This window comes from Clostridium sp. UBA7791 (genome assembly GCF_002480755.1).
Taxonomy (GTDB): Bacteria; Bacillota; Clostridia; order Clostridiales; family Clostridiaceae; genus Clostridium_J; species Clostridium_J sulfidigenes.
This window is the reverse complement of sequence record NZ_DLCT01000005.1, coordinates 427018-451545: the sequence shown is the minus strand read 5'-3', so window position 1 is coordinate 451545 and position 24528 is coordinate 427018. Positions and strand designations below refer to the sequence as shown.

18 protein-coding genes are annotated in these 24528 nt (G+C 29.6%); 5 read left to right on the top strand and 13 right to left on the bottom strand.

The features are described from left to right. Positions 1–11: 11 nt before the first annotated feature. Entirely contained in the window at positions 12–1259 is a 1248-nt protein-coding gene (locus B3Z56_RS07580) for a pitrilysin family protein (protein WP_346878546.1), read from the bottom strand. Between the two features lie 248 nt (positions 1260–1507). On the opposite strand from B3Z56_RS07580, the gene B3Z56_RS07575 reads away from it, so the two are divergent. Both B3Z56_RS07575 and B3Z56_RS07570 read left to right on the top strand, forming a co-directional pair. Further along, entirely contained in the window at positions 1508–3076 is a 1569-nt protein-coding gene (locus B3Z56_RS07575) for a DEAD/DEAH box helicase (RefSeq protein WP_035133090.1), read from the top strand. Between the two features lie 133 nt (positions 3077–3209). Next, positions 3210–4652, top strand: a complete 1443-nt coding sequence (locus B3Z56_RS07570) for a WG repeat-containing protein (RefSeq protein ID WP_346878545.1) — start codon at positions 3210–3212, stop codon at positions 4650–4652. 92 nt (positions 4653–4744) lie between these two features. Here the strand turns inward: B3Z56_RS07570 and dhaS are convergent, their stop codons facing one another. The 6 genes from dhaS to B3Z56_RS07540 form a co-directional block, all read right to left on the bottom strand. After that, positions 4745–5311, bottom strand: a complete 567-nt coding sequence (gene dhaS / locus B3Z56_RS07565) for a dihydroxyacetone kinase transcriptional activator DhaS (RefSeq protein WP_035133092.1) — start codon at positions 5309–5311, stop codon at positions 4745–4747. A 192-nt stretch (positions 5312–5503) separates the two neighbouring features. Continuing rightward, positions 5504–6265: a 4Fe-4S dicluster domain-containing protein gene (locus B3Z56_RS07560; RefSeq protein ID WP_346848568.1), complete on the bottom strand. Its 762-nt coding sequence runs from the start codon at positions 6263–6265 to the stop codon at positions 5504–5506. Between the two features lie 186 nt (positions 6266–6451). After that, a complete protein-coding gene (locus tag B3Z56_RS07555) occupies positions 6452–7642 on the bottom strand; it encodes a pentapeptide repeat-containing protein (RefSeq protein ID WP_346848567.1) in 1191 nt (396 codons plus the stop codon). A gap of 379 nt (positions 7643–8021) precedes the next feature. Continuing rightward, positions 8022–9176: a YibE/F family protein gene (locus B3Z56_RS07550; RefSeq protein ID WP_346848566.1), complete on the bottom strand. Its 1155-nt coding sequence runs from the start codon at positions 9174–9176 to the stop codon at positions 8022–8024. Between the two features lie 83 nt (positions 9177–9259). Next, on the bottom strand, positions 9260–14257 hold the full coding sequence (locus B3Z56_RS07545) for a CehA/McbA family metallohydrolase (RefSeq protein WP_346878544.1): 4998 nt from the start codon (positions 14255–14257) through the stop codon (positions 9260–9262). Positions 14258–14542: 285 nt separating this feature from the next. Continuing rightward, positions 14543–15769 carry a dicarboxylate/amino acid:cation symporter gene (locus tag B3Z56_RS07540; protein WP_346878543.1) on the bottom strand — a complete coding sequence of 409 codons (1227 nt, stop codon included), beginning with the start codon at positions 15767–15769 and terminating at the stop codon, positions 14543–14545. 177 nt (positions 15770–15946) lie between these two features. Between B3Z56_RS07540 and B3Z56_RS07535 the strand changes: the two genes are divergently transcribed. After that, a complete protein-coding gene (locus tag B3Z56_RS07535; protein ID WP_346878542.1) occupies positions 15947–16804 on the top strand; it encodes an AraC family transcriptional regulator in 858 nt (285 codons plus the stop codon). 51 nt (positions 16805–16855) lie between these two features. Here the strand turns inward: B3Z56_RS07535 and B3Z56_RS07530 are convergent, their stop codons facing one another. The 5 genes from B3Z56_RS07530 to B3Z56_RS07510 all read right to left on the bottom strand — a co-directional run bounded on the left by B3Z56_RS07530 (position 16856) and on the right by B3Z56_RS07510 (position 20923). Continuing rightward, the gene (locus tag B3Z56_RS07530) at positions 16856–16993 is read right to left on the bottom strand and encodes a clostri-philic family protein (protein WP_346878541.1); all 138 of its coding nucleotides are present in this window, start codon (positions 16991–16993) and stop codon (positions 16856–16858) included. 66 nt (positions 16994–17059) lie between these two features. Then, on the bottom strand, positions 17060–17878 hold the full coding sequence (locus tag B3Z56_RS07525; RefSeq protein WP_346878540.1) for a M55 family metallopeptidase: 819 nt from the start codon (positions 17876–17878) through the stop codon (positions 17060–17062). Positions 17879–17903: 25 nt separating this feature from the next. After that, positions 17904–19292, bottom strand: coding sequence for an aldehyde dehydrogenase (locus B3Z56_RS07520; RefSeq protein WP_346878539.1), 1389 nt, complete (start codon positions 19290–19292; stop codon positions 17904–17906). 289 nt (positions 19293–19581) lie between these two features. Continuing rightward, positions 19582–20265 (bottom strand): hypothetical protein, encoded by a 684-nt coding sequence (locus B3Z56_RS07515; RefSeq protein WP_346878538.1) that lies wholly within the window; start codon positions 20263–20265, stop codon positions 19582–19584. A gap of 88 nt (positions 20266–20353) precedes the next feature. Beyond that, positions 20354–20923 (bottom strand): TetR/AcrR family transcriptional regulator, encoded by a 570-nt coding sequence (locus tag B3Z56_RS07510; RefSeq protein WP_346878537.1) that lies wholly within the window; start codon positions 20921–20923, stop codon positions 20354–20356. Between the two features lie 391 nt (positions 20924–21314). On the opposite strand from B3Z56_RS07510, the gene B3Z56_RS07505 reads away from it, so the two are divergent. Both B3Z56_RS07505 and B3Z56_RS07500 read left to right on the top strand, forming a co-directional pair. After that, entirely contained in the window at positions 21315–22028 is a 714-nt protein-coding gene (locus B3Z56_RS07505) for a flavin reductase family protein (RefSeq protein WP_346877756.1), read from the top strand. A 33-nt stretch (positions 22029–22061) separates the two neighbouring features. Next, positions 22062–23966, top strand: coding sequence for an NAD(+) synthase (locus B3Z56_RS07500; RefSeq protein WP_346877755.1), 1905 nt, complete (start codon positions 22062–22064; stop codon positions 23964–23966). 128 nt (positions 23967–24094) lie between these two features. Here the strand turns inward: B3Z56_RS07500 and B3Z56_RS07495 are convergent, their stop codons facing one another. Further along, entirely contained in the window at positions 24095–24517 is a 423-nt protein-coding gene (locus B3Z56_RS07495; RefSeq protein ID WP_150846056.1) for a DUF327 family protein, read from the bottom strand. Positions 24518–24528: the final 11 nt, after the last annotated feature.

The following is a 24528-nucleotide window of genomic DNA, read 5'->3' as shown; positions in this document are numbered from 1 at the left end:
AATTTTATACCTTACTCCCTATCACATAGAAGCACATGAATTGTAGGCTTATTTAGTACCTTCTTAGCTACTTCATATAAATCTTGAGCTACTATATAATTCAAATTCTCCATATCTTCATTAAATTGATATAAATTATCCTCTTCCATAGCCTGATGTACTACATAATTTCCTAAATCTGTTGAATCCTCTAAAGTAGAAGCTATAGCAGTCTTAAACACCTTTTTCATTAAATTTATAGTATTACCATCAAATACAATTATTTCCTCTTTAATTTTTTCTATACAATTATTTATGGTTTCTATAGTTGCATCAACATCCTCTGGTGCTACTGCTGCATAGATATATAAAGTTTTCAAGTTGTTTGTTAAGTCAAGACTTGTATAAATATCATAAGCAAGTCCCCTATCTTCTCTAAGTTCTCTAAATAATATAGAATTAGAACTCTCTCCAAACTTGTGATTTAATATTCTTAAAGCTAACTCTTCCTTCTTAGTTAGATCATTAAATGTATATAAATATATTATTGTACTCTGCTCCATATTATCTCTATGCGTAATCTTAATTTTGTCTTTATTTTTTTCAAAATATAAAATAGGCTTACTTACTTTTTTTCTTTTCCACTGACTAAAATATTTTTTAACTAACTCTATTACATATTCATGTTCATAAGATGATACCACTGTTATCACTGTATTATTAGAAACATAGTGATTATTATAATATCTTATCAAATCTTCTCTACTAATTGACTTTACAATCTCTTCTTTTCCTATTACATCAACTTTTAATGGACTATGAGTAAATGCCATATCATTTATTTTTTGAAAAGATAAATCTTCTACATCATCCTTACCACTTCTTAATTCTGCTAATATTACTCCTCTTTCCTTCTCAATGTGTTCCTCTAAAAAAGTAGGATGTTGAAGTAAGTCACTAATCAATTCTAAACTTACATCTAATTCTTCGTTTAAAGTAGTAGTATTAAAAACAGTGGACATATAATCTGTATAAGCATTATACTCTCCACCTAAATTTTCTAAATCACTATTTAATTTTTCATTATCTCTATTTACAGTTCCCTTAAAAAGCATATGCTCTATAAAATGAGATATACCACGTTCTTGATTTTCTTCACAAACAGCTCCAACCATAACTCCGATATTTAAAGAAGCTATTTGGGTTTCTTTTTTTATAGTTATTAACCTAAGTCCATTTTCCAAATATGTTTCCATTGTATCAAATAAAAATTTTTTCATATATTCTCCTTAATTTAAAATATCTATATATAATTATACCTATAATTCTAATTATATCTACACATAATATAATATATGATTTTCTATAAATGTAATAGAGTTTTATATTTCCACCTGCATAATTTTTATTTATTTCATTATACTTAGGGATAAATACTTAGAGATAAAATTTCAGTTTACAATTGCTATTATAGATTTACTGTGTTACTATTAGATGTATTTAAAGAAAAAAGAGAAGAGGAATATGAATGATAAAAACTAAATTTGAAGAACTTGGACTTAAGGATTCCATATTAAAGTCTATAAATGACTTAAACTTTGAAAATCCTAGTGATATACAAGAGAAAAGCATTCCTGTAAGTTTACAAGGTTACGATATAATAGGTCAAGCGCAAACAGGAACTGGTAAAACCCTTGCCTTCGGAGCACCTATTCTTAGCAACATGGGTCCTAAGGGTGGAGCTATCCAAACCTTAATATTAGCTCCAACAAGAGAATTAGCTATTCAGGTTAGCGAAGAACTTTTGAAATTGTGTAAGTATGAAAAGTATAAAATCCTACCAATCTATGGTGGTCAATCCTTTGACAGACAACTTGCTGCTCTAAAAAGAGGAGTAGATATTGTAGTTGGAACTCCTGGAAGAATATTAGATCACATTAATAGAAGAACATTAAAACTTCAAAATGTTAAATTCTTAGTTTTAGACGAAGCTGACGAAATGTTAAACATGGGATTTATTGAGGATATTGAAAGTATCCTATCTAACTTAAATGAGGAAAGACAAACGCTTTTATTCTCTGCTACAATGCCAAGACCAATAAAAAACCTATCTAAAAATTACATGAAACCTGATGCTCAACATATTGTAATAGCTAAAAAATCCATGACTGTATCCAAAATACAACAATCATACTTTTTAGTTAACTCATCTAATAAATTTGATTCACTTTGTAGAATTTTAGACGTAGATAATCCAACTACAACAATAATGTTCTGTAAAACTAAAAAAGGTGTAGATGAATTAGTTGATGCTTTACATGGTAAAGGCTATAGTGTTGAAGGTATGCACGGAGATATGAAACAAAGCCAAAGAATGAACACATTAGCTAAATTCAAGAGCGGACAACTACATTTTCTTGTAGCTACTGATGTTGCAGCTCGTGGAATTGATGTTGAAGATGTTACTCATGTTATTAACTATGACTTGCCACAAGATATAGAATCTTATGTGCATAGAATAGGAAGAACTGGAAGAGCTAATAAAGAAGGTATTGCTTATAGCTTTGCTTCAAGAAAAGAAGTTTCTTTTATAAGACAAATAGAAAATCATACTAAAAGTAAAATAGTAAAAAAAGACATTCCTACTTTAGCTGATATATTCTCTGCTAAATCTGGAAGTTTAATAGAAAACATTGGGAATGTATTACAAGAAGACTCATACAATACATTCTTACCTATGGCTAAAGAGCTAATAAATGAGTATGGTGCTGAAGATGTTACTGCTTCTTTACTAAAACTAATGTTTGATAAAGAATTAAATTGTAACTATGCTGAAGAGTCTGTAGATGTAGATGATACAACAAGATTATTCTTATCTATAGGTAAGCTCGACAAGGCCAGAGCTAAAGATGTTATTGAATTTTTAGATAACACTGCCGGTGTTAAAGGTAAAGAAATTGGAAGAATTGATATCCTTGATAAGTTCTCCTTTGTTGATGTACCTAGCAATCTTGTAAATATAATATTAGAGAATTCTAAAGGAAAAATGTTTGGTAAAAGAAAAGTAAACATTGAAATATCTAATAAAAGAAAATAGATTTACATCTAATATATAGCCAAAATGCGGTATTTTACATAATACTGCATTTTTTATTTTTTTGCCAAATCTTGTATATCTATAGAAAATATAATGTTAAAATATAGTAAATAATATTTTAAAAGGAGGACATATGAAGATTTTAAACAAAATTCTATTAATAGTATTATTAATTTTCTGTGTTGTTCTAAGTGGTTGTAATAACAATAATAAATATGAAGAAGCCTCCTCTTTCACTGATGGCCTAGCAGCAGTTAAACTTAGAGGTCTTTGGGGATTTATTGATACAGAAGAAAATCTAGTTATAACTCCAACCTATGACGAAACACATTCATTTTATAACAATATAGCCCCTGTAAAAAAAGATGGATTTTGGGGTGCTATTGATAAAAAAAATAATGTGATAATTCCTTTTGATTATGAAGAAGCTACTATTGTATCTGATACTCTCATTTCTGTTAAAAAGAACAGTAAGTATGGTTGTATAGACTTTAAAAACAATATAGTAGTTGATTTCGTATCTGAAACCCCAATTTCAATATATAATTGTGGAGAGGAAAATATAGCCATTATAACAGAAAACAATTACCAAGGCTTTATAGTTTTAAATACTAATTTAAAGGTAGAGCCCAAGTATACTGCCATAATGCCTAACAATTCTATAGTTCATCTTGAAAGTAACGGAAAATTTGGTTTTGTAAATCTAGAAAGTAAAACTATAGTAGAACCTAAATATTCTTATTACTTAAGCTTCAATGATGATTTAGCTCCTGTAGATATAGATGGAAAGTTTGGTTATATAAATACTAAAGATAAAATGATAATTAAACCTATTTACGATGGGGCTGATTCATTTATTAATGGACTAGCTACAGTATATCTTGATGGTAAGACTGGATGTATAGACAAGAATGGTGATGTTGTAATTCCATTTAAATATGATTATATAAACTCCTTTTGGGAAAGTGATATTTTGGTAGCTTCCTTAGATAACAAGGTTGCTCTTATGAATACTAAAGGAGAATTGCTCTTTGAACCTAAGTTTGAATACATAGAATTAGGTTCAGGAGATAATATGTTTGCTGCTAGCTATGTAGATGAAGATGGTAACCGTAAGAATGTATTTATAAATAAACAAGGTGAAATTATACTTAACACAGACTATACTGAAATTTATCCATTCTATGATGGCTTTGCTACCATTTATAAGTCAAGCAAATGTGGTATCTTAGCTTCTAATGGAATTGAGGTAGTTCCTCCTATTTATGATGAGGTTTATAATATTGATTCATCTAGAAATATATTTCAAGTATGCCTAAATGGTAAATGGGGGCTTATAGATAAAACCCAAAAAGAAATTTTAAAATGCGAATATAATATTATTGACCCCTACACTGAAAATATCTTTTTAGTAAGTAAAGATAATAAATGGGGGCTTTATAATAAATCCTCTAATAAGTTTACAGATATCATATATGATGAAATCACTCCTTCCTTCAGGGATATAGCCCCCATATCTGTAAAATTAGATAATCAGTGGTTTTACATTGATGAAGATGGTAATAAACTAAAGTAACTTTTAAATCATAGTTATATGAAATATTTTATAATTACACTAATACTTTAAAGAATATATAAGTTTTAAAGGATGCATGATGGATATATTTATTATGCATCCTTTTCATATCTCTCTAAAGCTCTCATAAAGTTACCCTCTACTAATTCACTTAACTTTTCAATAATCTTATGAGAATCTTCCTTCATTCCACCATTCATCCACTGAATTACCAAACCTGTAAATGCTAAAGTATAAAAATTTGCAATAAACTTTTTATTGTCTTCTGTAGCTCTCATATTCTGAGAAACTTCATTAACTACTCCAATAATTAAATCATAAGTAACTGTGTAAAGATATGAATCTAGGTGATTCTTTCCTAAAGAATTTAAAGTATTCATGCAAAATCTTCTATTGCTTTCTATATAGTTGAAAATCTTTTGAAATCCGTCAGTCCAGGTGTTATAACTTCTGTATTGTGATATGCTTTCTACAGCTTCTGTTTCATAAATCCATTCCAGTAGATTGTATATATCTTGAAAATGATAGTAAAATGTTTGTCTATTTAATCCACAGTTATTAACTATCTCTTTAACAGATATCTTATTTAACGGTATAGAATTCATTAATTCCTTCAAAGATTTAGCTAATGCTTTTTTTGTTATTATTGAATTTGACATAGGTACTTATTTCCTCCCTATGGATTTTTTCATCTTTACATTTACTATACATTATATTATCTTTTTAATCCATTAATTTTCTATTACCCCTCTTTAAAATTTATAAATATTTATGCAATAATAAAAACTATCTATAAATCTATTAAGTTAACAGATTTATAGATAGCTCCACACTTAAAATATATTCAATTATCACTCTATTATATCACCATTAGTTCCAATGGTTACTTCTTTGTAAGGAACTATTATTTGTGCTTGAAGCATGGCACTTTTAACTGAAGCTACTATTCCTGAGCAGCATGGCACTTCCATTCTAACTACAGTTATACTCTTTATATTGTTCTTCTTAAGTATTTCAGTTAATTTATTCTTATAATGTTCATTGTCATCAAGTTTTGGACATCCTATTACTGTAACTTTATCCTTCATAAAGTCTCTATGGAAATTTCCGTAAGCATAAGCTGTACAATCTGCTGCTACTAATAAGTTAGCATCCTTTAGATATGGCGCACTAGTATTTATTAAGTTCAATTGCACTGGCCATTGCATAAGCTCAGAGTTGTTTTCAGTAGTATTCTCTCTTTTTTTAGGCATAGTTTCCATAGTGATTATTGGTTTTCTTTCAATAGTTTTAGCCATTGTTCCAGGACATCCACATGGCAACTTTTCTTCCCCACCAATATTTATATCTTTAATCTCTTTAGACTTATTATCTAATTCTAAAATTCTTGCCTTTACTGCATCATCATCATATTCATCCGCTTCTCTTTCTATAATCTCTATAGCTGCTGTAGGACAATTGGGTAAGCAATCTCCTAATCCATCACAATATATATCGCTAACAAGTTTTGCCTTTCCATCGACTAATTCTATAGCTTTTTCATGACAAGCCGTAACACATAATCCGCAGCCATTACATTTTTCCTCATGGATCTTAATTATTTTTCTCTTCATAACAAATCCTCCTAAACCTATTATTTAATCTAATTTATCATATTTTTCAAAATTATATTTTTTATCACACTTATCTTTTGTTTAATTTTAACACCAAATTTAAATTAAACTATATTTAATATAGCTTAATTATAACTAGATTTCTATAATAGGTCTGTAACTTTTGTTACGCAACTAAATTTTTATTTATCTTACTAATTTTCTTGTTAAGGTACCTATTCCAACCCCCATCATAATTACTCCAACTATCATCTCAGTATTAGCTACTATAAAAGAAGCCGGTATTGGCGTTTCATTATCAGATCCTAGTCCTGTAAATACCTCAACACTTATATTTATACATTGATTTACTTGACTTAGAAATTCATTAAAGTTTTTTGGTAATCCTATACTCCACCAGTAGCTAATTATTTGATTTTGTGAGTTATATCCCAAGATCAAATACATAGTTGCAAAAATTAATATTAAAACTAAAGAGCTTATTAATGGATATAATATTCGTTCTCCATATCCACATGTAAACCAATAAATATAAGATATTGTTTTGGGTAATAGCTTTTTCAAACTTTTTCTTTGCATATTCTTACAAAGATAATAGTATTCTCCAAAGTTATTCTTCAAATTATTTTCATTATATTTATCAGCAATAGTTTCATATACAGTATATATTCCTTCATACTCTGTCTTTGTTTTTTTCTTTGGTTGAATTTTATCAAAAAAAGTTTTTGGATCTAGTTTGCTTTTTAATTTATCATTAAATTCTAAATCCTCAATGTAAGTTGATATTATTTTCCCTCCTGATAAATCCACATCCATTAAATTAATTCTTTTCATATAAGAATTTATAATTATAGCACTAGTCATATCTGTAAGTTCAAAAGATGTATCTTTAAGTTCACATTCATCAATTATTAAATAAGTGATATTAGAGCTTAAAAATTTACAGTATAATTTACATTTTTCAAAACTACAAGATAGATTATCCTTTTTATTTAGTGATGGTACATTATTAATTTCTTCTAAAATCATAGTACAGTTCTCAAAAATTACTCCTCCACCCCCAAAGTCACATTCTATGAACCTACAGGCCACAAATGTGCAATTTTTAAATTTTATATTATAAAATTTACACTTTATAAACTCAGTACATACGATACTTTTATCAGTAATCTCTAAAAAATCCCCCTCATTTTCAGTTTTAGAATTATTTATAGTTCTATCTTTAATGATTCTAAAACTATACTTTTCATCTTGTTGGATGCTAATTTTGTTCTTATTATTTTTTATTTCACTAAATAGTTTCTTATTATTTTCTATTCTTTTATATAGCTCTTCTTTTCCTTTAAACACTTCTTCTTTAAAGTTTATATAAGGCATAAAAGTCCTCTCCTTTTAATATCTACTATTTTTTATACTAATACTACTTAGTATGATACCTTTATATAAAAATTACTCATGTAGCTATATAGCTATTTTATTTTTCATCATTATACCTTTTTAAAGGGAAAATAAAGAACTGTATCATCCTTAATTATCTGAGTTAATTTTATTACTCTTTAATTACAAGGCTGAAACAGTTTGTTTCAAATCCTATTTCTTTATAATTTTATTTTTTTCTTAGGCACCTGAAAATAAATAATAAGTCAAAGATGGGAAGTATATTTTGAGTTAGACAAGGAAACAGGTTCCTTAGATAGTAGCACTATCTAAGGGTTCTGTTGACGCAGTATAACACAAAATAGACGAGTATTCTGACTTACTTATTTTTTGAAGATGCCTTACATAGATATGCTGCCATAATTGCTGTTGCTGGTACAGTTAGAATTATTCCTATAGTTCCTGATAACCCTTGAATCAGTTCGGTGCCAAGGATATCTAAATTCAGTAACCTATTAGTTGTCATACTAGAAGAGTATAATAAAATAAGTATGTTTATAGCTCCTCCTGCAAATGCTAAAATTAAAGTATTAGCCATAGTTCCTATTATATCTTTACCAATATTCATACCACTTTTAAATAATGCTTTTATACTCATAGTCTTATCTATGGAACTTATTTCAAATATAGATGAGGATATTGACATAGCTACATCCATAACCGCTCCCAATGCAGACACAAGAATCCCTGCAAAAAATATACCCTTTATTTTTAGATTAGTCGTTTCTGCTATATACATTATACTTTCTACCTCTGACATGTTTATTCCTGAGAGATTTGTGGTTTCACCAAATATGTAGGCAAGTATTCCTGCTATTAAAACTCCTATTAAAGTTCCTAAGATGGCTGACAATGTTTTCTTATTTGTTCCTGATACTAGTACTAAGGTAATTGATGTACTTATTATAGCTATTATTATAGCTGATATTATAGGACTTACACCTCTTAGCATTAATGGTACCATCAAAAATATTACGCAAATCATTGTAAATAGTAATGCTACTATAGATTTTAAACCTTTAAATCCTCCAACCAATAATATTACTAGTAAAAATAAAATAACCATAATAGATAAAGAAGTGCTTCTCTTAAAGCTAGATATAGCCACATCATTAAGCTTATTGTCCATGAAGTACATGGCAACTATTACCTTGTCACCTTTTTTTACTACAGTATTATATAGTCTACTTACATTATTAGTTATTTCATATTGATTTTCCACATAAGGGCCATTTAATATTTTTACTGATACCTGTTGATATCCTAGTTCTATTTCCTCTATATACTTATCATCTTGCAAATTTTCTTTAAGTACATTTACTATTTCTGCTTCATAATATTCTACGCCAGCACTTAGCTTGTCCAACAAAAATCCATTAGTAAATATTAGTTTAGATGAAAAAACAATTAATATTCCTAATATAACGGTTACTGTTATTGTTATAATATCCTTCTTGTATTTATTTATATTCATTAATAACCCTCCTCTCACCTATTTTATTGTAAGGGGCTGTTTCAAACTTACTTTGAGTCAGCCCCTAAATTCAATGTCTAATTTTATTTTTTACTCTGCTCTGTATTCTCTCCTTTGTTTTTTCTCTTAAATAATAGAGTTACTCCTCCTCCAATTACTAAAACAGCTATAACTATTAGTACTATTGAAGAACTATCTCCTCCTGTTTGAGGTAAGTTTGAATTATTGTTTCCTGAATTATTTGGTTTGTTTGGTTTATTAGGCTTACTTGGATTTTCTGGTTTTTCGTTATCATCTTTACCTGGTGTTTCTTTATCTATTACAGTTACCTTTCTTGTCATAGTAGTATTATTTCCAAAGCTATCAGTTATGCTATAGGTTAAAACATACTCTCCAGCCTTACTTGTATCTACTGAACCTGTAATTACTATTTTTGAAGTTATATCTCCATCCTCTTTATCAGTAGCAATTACCCCTGATTTAGGATCAAAGCTATCTCCAACCTTTATTGTTATATTTTCAGCTCCATTAATCACTGGTTTTTCATTGGTTTCTTCACTTGGAATTAATATTATTTCTCCAGTATTTCTAACTCTAAGTCTTGCTCCTTCAGGATCCATTGAACCAAGTCCAATAGCTGATACTGTATCTCCAACTTTAATATTTTTATCCCATATTCCCTTTGTACTCTCATCTTTTCCATCCCATATATATCCTTCTACATATATCCTTGATTCTCCAGTGCCATCGTTAATATATAAATTAGATTTATCCATTCTAACTACCTTACCTTGCACCTGAATAAGCTTACCACCATTCTCAGCTATCATACTATTTCCTGTAGAAAGCTTTACTGGAGATATATCAACTGGGTTTTCATCAATAATTTGAATTTGAGTATCTTCATCCTTAACTTGAATTTCAAATTCACCCTGATATGCATCTACTGTACCTGTAACTCTAATTTTTTGTCCAACCCTTAATGGAGTTTTAGATACACCAAATATACAGATACCGCCTGTTTCATCTTCTATATACACTACTTCAAAGAAGGAATTTTTAGGAGTTACTGCCTCTGACTGAGAAGTTACTATACCTTCTATAGTAAACTCTTCTCCTAGTAAATCAGGTACATTGTCCTTATTTGCATCTATTCTAACATCTTTGATATTTACTTTTTCAGCTATCTTCTCTGGCATCATCCAACCCATAATATTTTTTACTATTTTAATATTTGAGTAAGATATTGCATTTTGCCCATCTGTTTCAAAATCTGAGAAAAATGTATTACCAGCTACTACTACCTTACCACCATTACTTAGCTCTTCTGCTCCAATAACTGATACCTTTCCTTGTGCTACTGGTACGTTATCTTTAGCATTATCCGCATCGCTAGTAGTTGTAGTTTCATAACCCTTTACTAAGAAATCTACCTTCTCTCCCTTTGCTCCATCTGCAAGGACAACTGAAGCTCCACTATAGAAGCTATATTGCTCTTTTCCATCTTCGATACCAGATACTAAATTGTATAATGGTGAACTGTATTTATTAAAGTATAATCTATAAGGTTGACCACCATTAGTAGTATTATCAATAACTTGGTCATCATTTATTCTAAGTTCTGTTCCTATAGCTTCAAGTAATGGATTAAGCTGCCTATCATTGCTATATTCACCTTCACCATCCTTATAGTCAGCAATAGTAGTTATTATTATATTTCCTCCAGCCTTTACATAATCAGCAATAGCCTTTATCTCACTTGTCTCTAACTTACTCTTAGTTAAGTTATATTCTGACTTATCAATACTCTGTGGGTTTGTAAGAATAAATAAATCTACTCCCTTGAGAGTATCTGCAGTTATTGTCTCTTTATTTAAAGAAAGTATTGTATTTCTCTGTTGTAACAAATTCTTAAGTGCTGTATATTTTCCTGCATAATTTCCACTTACATATTGATTTACGTGAGCACCATCTATTACAACTCTATAAGTGTTTTCTGGATTTCTAACTTTGACCTTTACACTATTAGTAAATACTTTTTCACTGCCTTCATGATTTATTGTTGCTTTAGCATAAATTGTATATTCACCTTGTTTAGTAGGTATCCAATCTATTTGAACATTTTCGGTTTTAGTTCCTTCCACTAAAGGAATAACTTTTTCACCTACTTTATTTTCTGTTTTAATTTCATTTGCAAAGAACTCCACCTTAGCATCTTTTAAAGCCTTAGCTTCATTATTGTAAATTCCTACAGAAACTTGAACCTTTTCATTAGGTAAAGTTATTTCATTGTCTACAGTAACTGTAGTTAAACCAAAGTTACTACTATCACCAACCCATACTGGTGCTGTAACAGCTATATCCTGATCACCCTGCACTATCTTTAAATAGTAGTAGGTATATTCTGGAGACAATTCAAACTGCCAGTCTACATTTTTAGAATTAAATTCTTTAGATACAACCTCAACTCCACCATTAGAAATAACTGATACTTTCTTTATAGTCTCATCATCAGTTATATTAACTTTAAAATTTAGTTTATCTACTTCACCTAAGGAACTTCCCATTAGACTACCATTTACTGTGTAATCAACAATCATATTCTCATCTTCTGAAGCATATACATTTAAATTTCTTATAGAATCATATATATCTCCTCTAGAGTTATCTGTGGCTATAATTACTGTTCTTGCATTATTAGCTGTAAACCACTTGCCCTTATGATTATCTTGGTTATTAGTTGGTGCAACATGCCATCCTTTATCAAGAGCTCTTGTATAATATTCATAACTTGGAAAATAACCTGAACCTCTTATTGGCCCCTCACCATTACCAACTTCCACTAAGTTTACAACCTTGTCTGTAGCCTCACTATAATAACCAAAGTCTGCAAAATCCCCAAAAGTCTTACCTGGATGATTTAATTGAGAAATTGACTGTGGTTGTGTTTGCAATGTATTGTAATAGTTTTGTAAATCCATGGCCTTATTTGATCTGGTTTCAAATCCTGGTGTATTAAATGTATTTATATGACCCCACCCTCCAGTAGAACCTGACCAAGTCATTTCATATCCATATATAGCTGTAAAATCATCTTCTTTATCATATTTATCCGCTGTAAACTGAGCATTTGTCCAAGCTTTGCTAGCTGAACCGTCTGCTAAGGAAGCTGCTGTATCATTATCAAACCAATTTGAGTGATCTGTTACTGCATAATAGTCAGCTCCATGATTCTTAGCCCAAGAATAAGCTTCATCTAAAGAACCTGTTCCATCTGAAATATTAGTATGTGAATGAAGTTGCCCGAAGTAGTGACTTAACTTACCTTTTTTGAAAGTCCATTCTTTACTTGAATAATTCCCCAAAGTATCTTTAGCTTCAATCTTTACTCTGTGACTTCCATCGTCTAAATCAGTAGTTGGTTTGTATAGAATAGATGTTGAAGTTATTGTAGCTTTTGAAGTTACATCTTCACCATCAAAGAATATTTTAATAGAATTTTTATCTACTCCTGTCCTATCTTTTATTGAAGCCTTTATTTCAGGTCTTGCTACATCTCCAATACCTACACCACTGTCTGGCACTAAATCATATATTTCTGGTCCAACTATATCTTCATTAGTTACTTCTACATTAAATACTCCTTCTTGTGGAATTCTTGTAATATTAGTTCCATCCTCAGCCACAAGATAATATTCTATACCCATCAATTTCAGTTCTTCTTTAGATATTAATGCCATGTAATTTCCTTGTTCATCTTTAGTCATATTTATAGCCTTAAAGACTTCTTCTCCCTTAACTCTATAGTTTAACATTGCACTTTTAACTTCTTTATTATCTTCAATAGAAGCTGTTATTTTGAGATCTTCCTCTATTGATGCTTTAAGAATTGGTTCATGTTTTATTATAGGCCCTTCAGTGTCAGGAGCTTCTACCTTTGTAAATGTACAAGATGAACCATATATTTGTACAGTTGTGTTGTATTTCCCCATAGTTCCTTTAACATTAACTAAGTCACCAGTAACTACATTTATATCAGAAGGTACATAGTATATGTCTAACTTATCTTCTCCTTGAGTTAAGGTCTTAGCTGCAACATCTATAACTGCATTAGTTATTTCCACATATTTTGAGTCATGCTTTCCTGTTAATAACTCTTTTATAGTATAAATTTCTGCAGTTGGCATACCACTATTAGATATAACCTTAATATCGCTAGCCTGAAGTTGAGCTAATCCTTTAAAGGTATCTCTGGTACCTTTAACTTCAACTAATGCTCCATTAACTGCAGCACTTAAATCTATCTTAGTGGAGTTATTTGATATTGCAATTGCACCTGTAGCATCTTGAATATGAAGGGTTTTATTTCTATCATTAAAGGAAACTATTCCCCTAACTACAGCTTCAACCCCATTAGTTAAATCTCTAGCAGATGATATAGTTATGACCTCTGAAGTTGGTGGATCTATTGGTGGTTCTCCTGGATCTGTAGTTCCTCCTCCAATACAAGAAATTTCTATATCATCTATAGCTAAGTTACCTGATGCTTTATTGAAAGTAAATCTTATAGCTGTAACTCCCTTTTCTAAAGAAACTGAAAAGGTACTTTCACTCGTAACTGTAATATCTGGTCCTTTTATCTCTTGCCACACATCATTAACTTTAACTTCTAATTTTAAAGTTGAAGTTATCGGACCATTTCCAACTTGCCCCTTATACCAAAAACTCAAAGTTCCTGTTGAAGGTAAATTGAATACTGGTGTTTCTAAAGTTTCAGTACTACTTCCACTCAATCGTCCAAATCCTAGTGAAGGTTTTGTTTTACCATAATTCCCATTTGTGTCATATCCATCTAGTACAGTAGCTTTTTCCCCATTTCTTGTAATTGTCCATCCTTCTCCTTCTGGTTTTACATTCTTTCTAGCTCCTGTAAAACCTTCTGAAAGGAGTATTGTTGTATCTTCATTATTATTAATAGCTCTTTCTACTGCATAAACACTTATACTTGGCATAACAATATAAGTTACTAAGAATAATAATGCACTAATTAGGCTTAAAAGTTTATTTTTTTTCTTTCCCAATTAACTGCCCCCCTTACAATATTTTATAAATAATTATAACATTATATGGATATTATTTAAATTATTGTAATAAAACATTTAATCTTATATTATTCTATAAATTAACTATTTTTTTGAATTTATAAATATTTTTTATCAACTAATCAGTAAAATTTGTAATTAAATAATCTAATTAATAAAATATTATCAATAAGATTGAATAAAAATAAGGCTATTTCAGTCAGTTGAGATAGCCTTATTTCTATATGCAAAATTTATATCTGTACTTTTATTATAAATTTTATTTTAAATCCTTTTCTTTTCTGTAAATTTAGATATTACCATGGTACAAACCGTGTTACCTGCAGAATTTAATAAGGTTGCGGGCGCATCAATTATAGTTGCAATAACTAACATTATTGCTAAAGCTTCTGGAGGAAATCCAAATATACTTAATATTAGCATCTCGCCAATGGAACCACCTACTGGTATAGCACCAACAACAGCTCCTACTAGTAATCCCACCATGAAAATAATAGTTAAAGTTCCCAAGCTATTAATGTCTCTTCCGAATATCGCAAATAAAAACATTATCTTATATATTCCACCTATCACTGAACCATCCTTATGGATATTTACACCTAAAGGCATAACTATATTAGCTAAGGAACTAGATACTCCCATATTTTTAGCTGCCTGAATATTTACTGGAATACAGGCTGCACTAGAACATGTAGCTAATGCTGTCACTGATGGTCCTGTGGAATTTCTCCAGAAAGCTTTTATACCTTCTTTACCCCCTGCTATATAGGCATAGAGAGTAAAGAATATAATAAAATATACTATAGATACTATCAAATACAGTACAAATACCTTTGCATATCCACTTAATATTTGACTTCCTAATTGACCAACTACGTTGGCAAAATATGCTGCTAATCCTATTGGAGCATAATACATTATTATATTTATCACCTTATTTACTACTATAGCGCCACTACTTAAAAAATTAGAAAACTCCTTTCCTTCTTCTTTTGCTAACATAGTTCCAAAACCTATAAGCATAGAAAATATTATAAGTGCCAATAAATTACTTCTAGATAACAACTGTGAAAAATCCCCTACAGTAATACTAGAAACTATTTTTTCTAAAAATCCTACTTGCTCCCTAGGTACAACTTGAGCACTATTCATTAACTCTGTAAACATAGACGAATTTAGTCCCTGTGCAGGATTAAAAATTTTGAAACTAGTTACCCCTATTATTCCTGATATAATAGCCGTACATACAAATACTACTATTGTAATTCCAAGTATCTTTCCTAATTTTTTTGAGCTATCCATATTAGCAATAGCCGATGAAATACTAAAGAATACTAATGGTATCAGTATTGTAAATATTAAATTTAGAAATATTGTTCCCAGTGGTGCAAAAATACTTGCCCTTTCTCCCATGATCAACCCTATAACTCCACCTATAATAACTGAAATTATTAAAAATATCGAGGACTTATAATTTTTTAAAATCTCCATTTTTCCTCCTCCTTAAATAAAATAATATAATTAGTAATTTAATTTTCATATATGTTATAATCTTATTATATTCAACACTATGTACAATAAATATTGAATATACTGTTTAAAACATTGCAAAAACTGCTTTTTTAATAATATGATAAATGAAGTATATTTAGTTTTGGAGGTATCTTTATGGATAACACATATTCAAGTAACAAATCTGGATATCTTAATAAAGACTTTCAGCTTTTTCATATAAAGGACAAAAAAAATCAAGAATTCGAGTTTCATTATCATGACTTTAATAAAATAATAATCTTTTTATCTGGAAAAGTTACTTATTTAATTGAAGGGAAGGCTTATTATTTAAAGCCTTGGGATATTCTACTTGTAAACAATCATGATGTGCACAAGCCTATTATCGATTCTAATGAGACCTATGAACGTATAATTATTTGGGCTAATTCAGGTTTTATTGAAAATCATAATTATGAAGGTTGCGATTTATCAACTTGCTTTAAACTAGCAAAAGAGAAGAGTTTTAATTTAATAAGACTTGAAGATAAATTTCAAAATAACCTTAAAAATATCATATCTTCCTTAGAAGTATCATTTAACTCTCAAGATTTTGGAAGTAAACTTTTAGGTAACTCCCTCTTTATTCAACTAATTATATATCTTAACAGACTTTATCTTGATAAAACTTATATTACTACTAAGGATTCTTTAAAATACGATAAACAAATTGAAGAGATTTTAAAATATATAAACAATAACCTATCACAAGATCTATCCATTGAACTTATATGTAAGGAATTCTTTATAAGTAAATATTATTTAATGCATAAATTCAAAAATGAAACTGGGTATACTCTTCATAACTATATAATTCAGAAGAGATTATTTATGGCTCAAGAACTTATAAAATCTGGTGAGCCTGTAACTAAGGTTAGTTCTCTCTGTGGATTTAAGGATTACTCTAGTTTTCTACGTAGCTTTAAAAAGCTCTTTCACAAATCACCCCGAGAATATATAAATGCAATAAAATAAGCTGTCTCAAAATAAACTACTTCTGAGACAGCTTCTTAAAACACAATTTAACTATTTTATTTCATTTCCGTTGAAATCTTTAAATTCAGGCTTATTTCGCGGATCCCCAACATTGTTTTGATTCTCATGAAGCTTTTGTCTTCTTTTTCCCTTCTGAGCTGGATTGTTAGAACCTGATTTTCTCTTCATAATAAACACATCCTTTCCTTAAATAGTTTCTACTTTTTTTAAGGTTTTATGTGTTTAAATTAAGTGTTATCGCATCCAAGCCCCAGCCAAGGTAATTAGACCACTTCTTATTTTATAAGCTTCCATAATATCCTTTGCCTTGTACTTAATTCTGTTAGGTTCTATAAGCTGAACTCCTGGAATACATAAGGTTCCTTCTGCCATACCACTATCCATAAAGGCTATTTCTAACTCTACCTCATCATCTAATATGTTAGGTTCTACTAATTTATTATAAATAGCTTTTTCTGCTGATGATTCTAACATTTTATGAACTCTCTTTGGCTGTATGCATTCACCTACATATCTACTGTGAGCTTTTTTAACTTCTACAGCTTCTATATTCTTGTTAAATTCTTTAGCTTGACTTGTTAAAATGTTATCTCCTGATGTCATTACCACTGGAACTTTAAAATATCCTGCCAATAAGGAGTTAAATTCAAACTCTCCTACTACTTTTCCATTTAGTCTTATCTCTGATACCACAGAGCTATTATAACTGTGGGCTAAAACCCCTGAAGTATTATGTCTTCCATGATATCCTATCAGCATAACTGCATCAAAAGTATTATTTATACCCTCCATCATGCCAAGAATTTTTTTATTTCCACTAATTAATACTACATCTTCATCTAACTCTTCAATGAGAATACTTGTCATAGGACCGTGAGAATCATTTACTAGTATTTCTTTTGCACCTGCTTTTTTAATTCCTCTTATGACTGCATTTACTTCTTCTGTCATAAGCTTTCTTGCTCTTTCATAGTTATAGCCACCTTCATTAGTAAATCCCCAGTTAGTTACTCCACTGATTCCTTCAATATCCACTGAAATATAAATTTTCATAAAACTCCCCCTTATCTCATTCAATTTATTTCATAAGTTTTTTTACATTACTTAGATTTTTATTATTAAAAGGTGGAAAAACTATTGGAATATTTATTTTAGTAGTTTTTCTTACAACGCTTCTTCTATGAGAAAATGTCTTAAAGCTTTCTTTACCATGATAAGCTCCTATACCTGAATTTCCAACTCCTCCAAAAGGTAACTCCGGATTAGCTAAATGAGTTATTGTGTCATTTATACAAGCTCCACCTGAAGATATCTCTTCCAAAACCTTTTCCTCTACTTCGTAGTTTTCAGTAAATAAATACAGAGCTAATGGCTTTGATAGTTTTTTAATTTCCCCTATTATCTCATCTAAATTACTAAAGCTTATAATTGGAAGAATAGGTCCAAAAATCTCTTCTGACATAGCTGCACCTTCCCATGAAGCATCTATAAGTGTAGGTTCAATATATCTTTTTTCTCTATTTACTTTTCCACCATATATTATTTTATCTGCCTCTTTATCTAATATATTTTTAAGCCTTATGAAGTGTCTATCATTAACAATTCTTCCGTAGTCTTTACTCTCCATAGCATCCTTACCATAGAAGCTTTGAATTTGCAATTTTAATTCCTTAATTAATTCATCTTTCACCTTGTTATTTACTACTACATAATCCGGTGCTACACAGGTTTGACCTACATTTATAGTCTTGCCCCAAATTATACGCTTAGCTGCCACTCTAATATCTGCACTTTCATCTACAATTACAGGACTTTTCCCACCTAATTCTAAAGTAACAGGAACTAGGTTTCTTGCAGCAGCTTCCATTATTATTTTCCCAACTTGAGCACTCCCTGTAAAGAAGATGTAATCAAAGGTACCATTAATCAATGAAGTGTTAGTTTCTATTCCACCTTCTACTGAGCGTATATATTCCTTAGGGAAGGTTTCAGTAATCATTTCTGTAATTACTCTTGATAAATTGGGCACATTTTCAGATGGTTTTAATACTACACAATTTCCAGCAGCAAGTGCTCCCACCAAAGGTTCTATCAAAAGTTGAAATGGATAATTATAAGGCCCTATAATTAGAACCGTTCCATAGGGCTCAGAAATTACAAAACTTTTTGCAGGAAATAAGTACAAAGGCGTTTTTACCTTTTCTTTCTTTGCCCACTTCTTTAAATTCTTTATAGTGTGACTAATACTACTTAATACAAAGCCTACCTCTGTAGTATAAGATTCAAACTCACACTTTCCTAAATCTTTATATAATGCTTCATATATTTTATATTCATACTTTTTTATAGCAGACTTTAAACTTCTTAATTGATTAATACGAAAATCTATATTACGACTTTTTTTTGACTCAAAAAACTTATAGTGATCTTCTATAATTTTATCTACATCAATTGAACTTAATTCCATAAACCAAATCACTCCTTATTATACCTATTTCAATAACTATATTTTATACTATTTTTACATATTATACTACATAGCTCCATAGCAAAGACCTACTTAAAAATTTTATTTTTAAGTAGGTCTTTCAAAGGGATAATTTATTTCAAACAGCTTAAGAATTTATAATTTAAAAATATTTAATATAATAAATATTAAAATTTTTAAAATTTATCTTATATAACTATTTAAAATTTTACCTAGGATACGATTTTAATATTTACCTATAGAACTATATAAATATTTAAATAGTTAACTAGTTGTTTACACCATGCGGGTTTGAGAGTTTTTTCATCTCGTTATATCCCATAAATACAATCCATACATAGGCTAAAGTCTTAGGTATCATAAGAATTCCTATGATCGGTAAAGTATTGGACCATAGTACAACAGGAATATAGAATCCAAAAGATAAAATTATTGCAATAGGCATAAATTTAAATCCTTTATCATTGTTTTCTTTAATTTTATTATGGAAAATCCATATGATTATAAGTCCTATTAATGCAAAAGGAATGTTACGATATATTCCCCAGGAAACTGGAGCATTATATGATAACCATTGGTTTTCTGGGAATGCACATAATATAATCCTAACAATAGCTAATCCATAAATAATATTAGTTAAGCCTTTTTTGTCTTTGACATCATAACGAATTCTCCATATATGATATAGCACTACATAAAATATAGTCATTGTAATAGATGTAATTAGTTTTCCTACTCCTAAAGCCGCAGCATTAGCTTCTAAACCAGTGGTAACTAATCCATAAGCCCTTGGAACTAGATGAAATGCATCTCCACATCCTAAAATCACTCCCATAATTCCAAATAATCTGTATTGTTTATTTTGTCCACTTTTCTTAATCATAATAATTCCCATTATTATAACTGTTGAAAGATAAAGAATATCAAAAAGTGTTTCCATAATCCCTTGCATAATATATCACCTCGCATTTTTATTTGAACATAGTTCATTTTTTATGTGTATAAAATGCTGTAAGTTAATACAGCATTTTTATTTAACTTTATTTAAAATAAATAATTCTCTTTAATGCTTCTATAAAAAAAGTTATATCCTCTTCCTTAGCCTTAAGCATAACTAACATGTTGCTAAAAATAAATTTAGCCACTTTTTCCTTAGTTAAATTGTCTGTCCAAGTTTCATCACTAATATTATCTTCTGAATCTAAGAGATTAACTATACTTTCACTAACTTTTTTAAAAAATTCGTGTTCTTTTTTTCTTCCTAGAGATTTTTCACTACTACTTAATAAAGATAACTGATCTATCCAATTTTCTTGAAATTTATCTAAGTAAACAAAAATATTATTATATAATAGCTCTATCTTTTCAAAAATATTTTTTTCCCCCATTAAGCATGTATGAAAATCAGTAAAGGCTTCTCTCCAAAAATCTTCAACAACCGATAACACTAATTCACTTTTTGTGGAAAATGAATTATAAACTGTACCTACTGAAATTTTACATCTACTGGCTACAGCTCTTATATTTATTGCTGCAATTCCATTCTCTAAGGCAATTTCTTTTGCTCCTTTAAGTATAATCTCTCTTGGGTTTTCTGAGAACCTATTCATTATATCTACTCCTTGTTTGAACTACGTTCAAGTTAATTATATATCAAATTTTTTTATAGGTCAATATGTCTTGTTATTTTAGCCTAACTGATTGAAGCTAAATTCTCCTTATATAAGTTAAGAATTTCCCTATATTTATATTATAATATAAGGTTATGAATAAAAACACACTGTTTACACTTAAAACTCCCCGAAATTTCTTATACCTACTAAAACGGGTAATCAAAATTAAAGATTAATTTAAATTATTGTACTATAATAAATATCTATAGCTTAGATGGTTATTATTTTTGATAAATATACCCAACTTGCTATATAATACATATGAGACAAAAATAATTAAGTTTATTTATATTAGGTTTATGTTAAAATTAGAAAGTGATGTGATATTATGGCTAAAACTACTTTTAAGGGTAGTATTATGCTAAATCCTGTTCCAGCAGTGATGATAACTAGTAGAAATTCTGAAGGAAAGGATAATGTATTTACTGTAGGCTGGATAGGTACAGCTTGTACTAAGCCACCTATGATTACAGTTGCTATTCGTCCTGAAAGATTATCCTATGAATATATAAAACAAACTGGTTCCTTCGTAGTAAATCTAGCTTCTAGTAATCTAGTTAAAGCTGTGGATTACTGTGGAGTTAAAAGTGGAAGAACCAATGACAAGTTTAGGGATATGAACTTGTCTCTCAGTGAAGCTAAGGATATTTCCTGCGGTATTATTAATCAATGTCCCGTTGCCTTTGAGTGTGTAGTAAAATCTATAACTCCCCTAGGTACCCATGATTTATTTTTAGCTGAAATAGTTAACTGTCATGTGGAAAATACACTTATCGATGAAAAAGGGAAAATTCACTTTGATAAAGGAGACCTACTTTCATACTCTCATGGTGAATACTTTAGTTTAGCTCCTAAGCCTATTGGAAAATTCGGATATTCTGTGGCTAAAAAAACTACTATTAAACTTAAAAATAAAGGCATAAAAAAACATAATGAAACCACAAAAACTGCAATAGTGGAGAAAGAACAATTACATAATAAAAAAAATATTAAGAGTAATAAACCTAAAAAAACTAAAACTAAAAAAAGAACTCGTATATAAGAAATATCTTTAATATGAAAGGTGCGATGTTTAATGAACTTTATAAAGGTTGGTTCTGCTTGTCCTATTACTAAAGTAGCAGATGTTGACTTTAACTTAAATGAAATAAAAAAATGTGTTGAAAAAGCTATAGAAGAACAAGTTAAAATTTTAGTTTTTCCTGAATTATCTATAACCTCTTATAGTTGTGCTGATTTATTCTTTCAACAAAAACTACTAAAAAAAGCAGAAGTAGCTATTGAAAATCTTTGTGTATTTTCTGAAGGAAGAGATATGTTATTTGCTGTAGGTGCTCCTTTTGAATATGATGATGTGCTTTATAATGCAGCTTATCTTATCTTTAATGGTAAAGTTTTAGGTATTGTTCCAAAAAGTTACTTACCTAATGCTTCTGAATTCTATGAAAAACGTTGGTTTAGCAGTGGTCTTAATATAACTTCTAGAATAGTTAAACTTCCTTTCCAAGATAATATATATTTTGGAACTAACCTAATATTTAGAAGTGGTGATATTAGTATTGGAGTGGAAATTTGTGAAGACCTTTGGGTTACTATTCCACCAAGTAGCTTCTTATCTTTAGCTGGTTGTAATGTAATATGTAATTTATCTTCATCTAATGAGTTAGTTAGCAAGGCTGACTATAGAAGAGCCTTAATTAAAAATCAAAGTGCTAGATGTATGAGTTCCTATATCTATTCTTCTAGTGGAGTCTTTGAATCTACTACTGATGTATTATTTAGTGGCCATCTTTTAATCAGTGAAAATGGTGGAATCTTATCTGAAAATGAAAGATTTAATCGCGAAAATGAAATTATTACAGCAATTATTGATGTAGATAAATTAAAGGCTGAAAGATTAAAAAATATAAGCTTTAGAGATAATAAAGTTTTAATTCCTTTTGATATGGAAACTATATACTTTGATTTTAACAATATAGCTATTAATAATTTTGATAAATATATAGATAAACATCCTTTTGTACCTAGTAATCCTCTTGAAAGAGATAAACGATCTAAAGAGATATTTAATATTCAAACTTCAGCTCTTGCTAAAAGATTTGAGCATACTGGCTTAAAGAAGGCAGTTATAGGAATTTCTGGCGGTCTTGATTCTACTCTAGCTCTTCTAGTTGTAGTAAAAACCTTTGATATGTTGAAAATGCCTAGAGAAAATATTGTAACCATTACTATGCCTGGTTTTGGTACTACAGATAGAACCTATAATAATGCCTTAGATCTTTGCAAGTACCTAGATACAGACTTAAGAGAAATAAATATTGTACCTGCTTGCCTCCAACATTTTAAAGATATTGGTCATCCTGTAGAGCAACATGATGTAACCTACGAAAATGTTCAAGCAAGAGAAAGAACACAAATTCTTATGGACCTTGCTAATAAAGAAGGTGGACTGTTAATTGGGACAGGGGATTTATCTGAGTTAGCTCTTGGTTGGTGTACTTATAATGGAGATCATATGTCCATGTATTCTGTAAACTGTTCTATTCCAAAAACCCTTGTAAGATACCTAGTGGATTATGTGGCTGACCATGAAAGCACTCCTGATATAAGTAAAATCCTTATTGATATTTTGGATACCCCTGTAAGTCCAGAGCTACTTCCTAAGGACAAAGATGGAAACATTACTCAAAAGACTGAAGATATTGTAGGACCTTATGAACTTCACGATTTCTTCCTATACCATTTCATGAAACATGGTGCTTCTAAGGAACGTATAGAATTCTTAGCTAAGGCTGCCTTTAAGGGGATATATGATGACGAAGTAATTAGTAAATGGCTTAATAAATTTATGACTCGATTCTTCACTCAACAATTTAAGCGTTCAGCTCTACCTGATGGTCCTAAGGTTGGATCTATAAGCCTTTCTCCAAGAGGAGATTTAAGAATGCCATCAGATGCTAGCTATAACGGATTTCTTTAACTTTAAAAATATAATTAAATACCACTGGTAATTGTCTATTTATTACCAGTGGTCCTTAACTTAATATATAAAATATTAAATTATAGTATAACTTAATAATGAAGATAATTAGAGATATTAATTTATAATTATCTATAAATATCTACAATGAGACCTGATATTTCATCTATAGTGCTAGCTATATCTAAGTTTTCTCGTTCTTCATTAAGTAGCATCTGTGTTAGTTCTTCTAATTTATTGTCAATAGTCTCTACTGTAACAAAGTATTGAGTTTGCCAAAAGCTTATATCCTTTTTTATGGAATACATAAATGAAAGTACTGATTCTAGATATTCTTTTATTTCTTTTTTATAAGCTCTAACATCAGCATAGCACTTTGAAATTACAAGTCTGCTACCTTTAGATTTTATATTTTTAAGCATTTTCTTAAGATCTTCTTCTGACTTTTGCTCTCTAGCAAAGCTAAAATTTTTAGAGAAGTCCTGTTTGTTATTTACAACTTTACTTTCTCTTTGTATTGGAGTATTTCTTCCTACTTTTGATATCTCCATGTGAACACCCC

Excerpts from the sequence above, each read along its gene's own strand:
- B3Z56_RS07580 (WP_346878546.1), bottom strand. The coding sequence starts at position 1,259 with ATGAAAAAATTTTTATTTGATACAATGGAAACATATTTGGAAAATGGA.
- B3Z56_RS07575 (WP_035133090.1), top strand. The coding sequence starts at position 1,508 with ATGATAAAAACTAAATTTGAAGAACTTGGACTTAAGGATTCCATATTA.
- B3Z56_RS07570 (WP_346878545.1), top strand. The coding sequence starts at position 3,210 with ATGAAGATTTTAAACAAAATTCTATTAATAGTATTATTAATTTTCTGT.
- dhaS (WP_035133092.1), bottom strand. The coding sequence starts at position 5,311 with ATGTCAAATTCAATAATAACAAAAAAAGCATTAGCTAAATCTTTGAAG.
- B3Z56_RS07560 (WP_346848568.1), bottom strand. The coding sequence starts at position 6,265 with ATGAAGAGAAAAATAATTAAGATCCATGAGGAAAAATGTAATGGCTGC.
- B3Z56_RS07555 (WP_346848567.1), bottom strand. The coding sequence starts at position 7,642 with ATGCCTTATATAAACTTTAAAGAAGAAGTGTTTAAAGGAAAAGAAGAG.
- B3Z56_RS07550 (WP_346848566.1), bottom strand. The coding sequence starts at position 9,176 with ATGAATATAAATAAATACAAGAAGGATATTATAACAATAACAGTAACC.
- B3Z56_RS07540 (WP_346878543.1), bottom strand. The coding sequence starts at position 15,769 with ATGGAGATTTTAAAAAATTATAAGTCCTCGATATTTTTAATAATTTCA.
- B3Z56_RS07535 (WP_346878542.1), top strand. The coding sequence starts at position 15,947 with ATGGATAACACATATTCAAGTAACAAATCTGGATATCTTAATAAAGAC.
- B3Z56_RS07530 (WP_346878541.1), bottom strand. The coding sequence starts at position 16,993 with ATGAAGAGAAAATCAGGTTCTAACAATCCAGCTCAGAAGGGAAAAAGA.
- B3Z56_RS07525 (WP_346878540.1), bottom strand. The coding sequence starts at position 17,878 with ATGAAAATTTATATTTCAGTGGATATTGAAGGAATCAGTGGAGTAACT.
- B3Z56_RS07520 (WP_346878539.1), bottom strand. The coding sequence starts at position 19,292 with ATGGAATTAAGTTCAATTGATGTAGATAAAATTATAGAAGATCACTAT.
- B3Z56_RS07515 (WP_346878538.1), bottom strand. The coding sequence starts at position 20,265 with ATGCAAGGGATTATGGAAACACTTTTTGATATTCTTTATCTTTCAACA.
- B3Z56_RS07510 (WP_346878537.1), bottom strand. The coding sequence starts at position 20,923 with ATGAATAGGTTCTCAGAAAACCCAAGAGAGATTATACTTAAAGGAGCA.
- B3Z56_RS07505 (WP_346877756.1), top strand. The coding sequence starts at position 21,315 with ATGGCTAAAACTACTTTTAAGGGTAGTATTATGCTAAATCCTGTTCCA.
- B3Z56_RS07500 (WP_346877755.1), top strand. The coding sequence starts at position 22,062 with ATGAACTTTATAAAGGTTGGTTCTGCTTGTCCTATTACTAAAGTAGCA.
- B3Z56_RS07495 (WP_150846056.1), bottom strand. The coding sequence starts at position 24,517 with ATGGAGATATCAAAAGTAGGAAGAAATACTCCAATACAAAGAGAAAGT.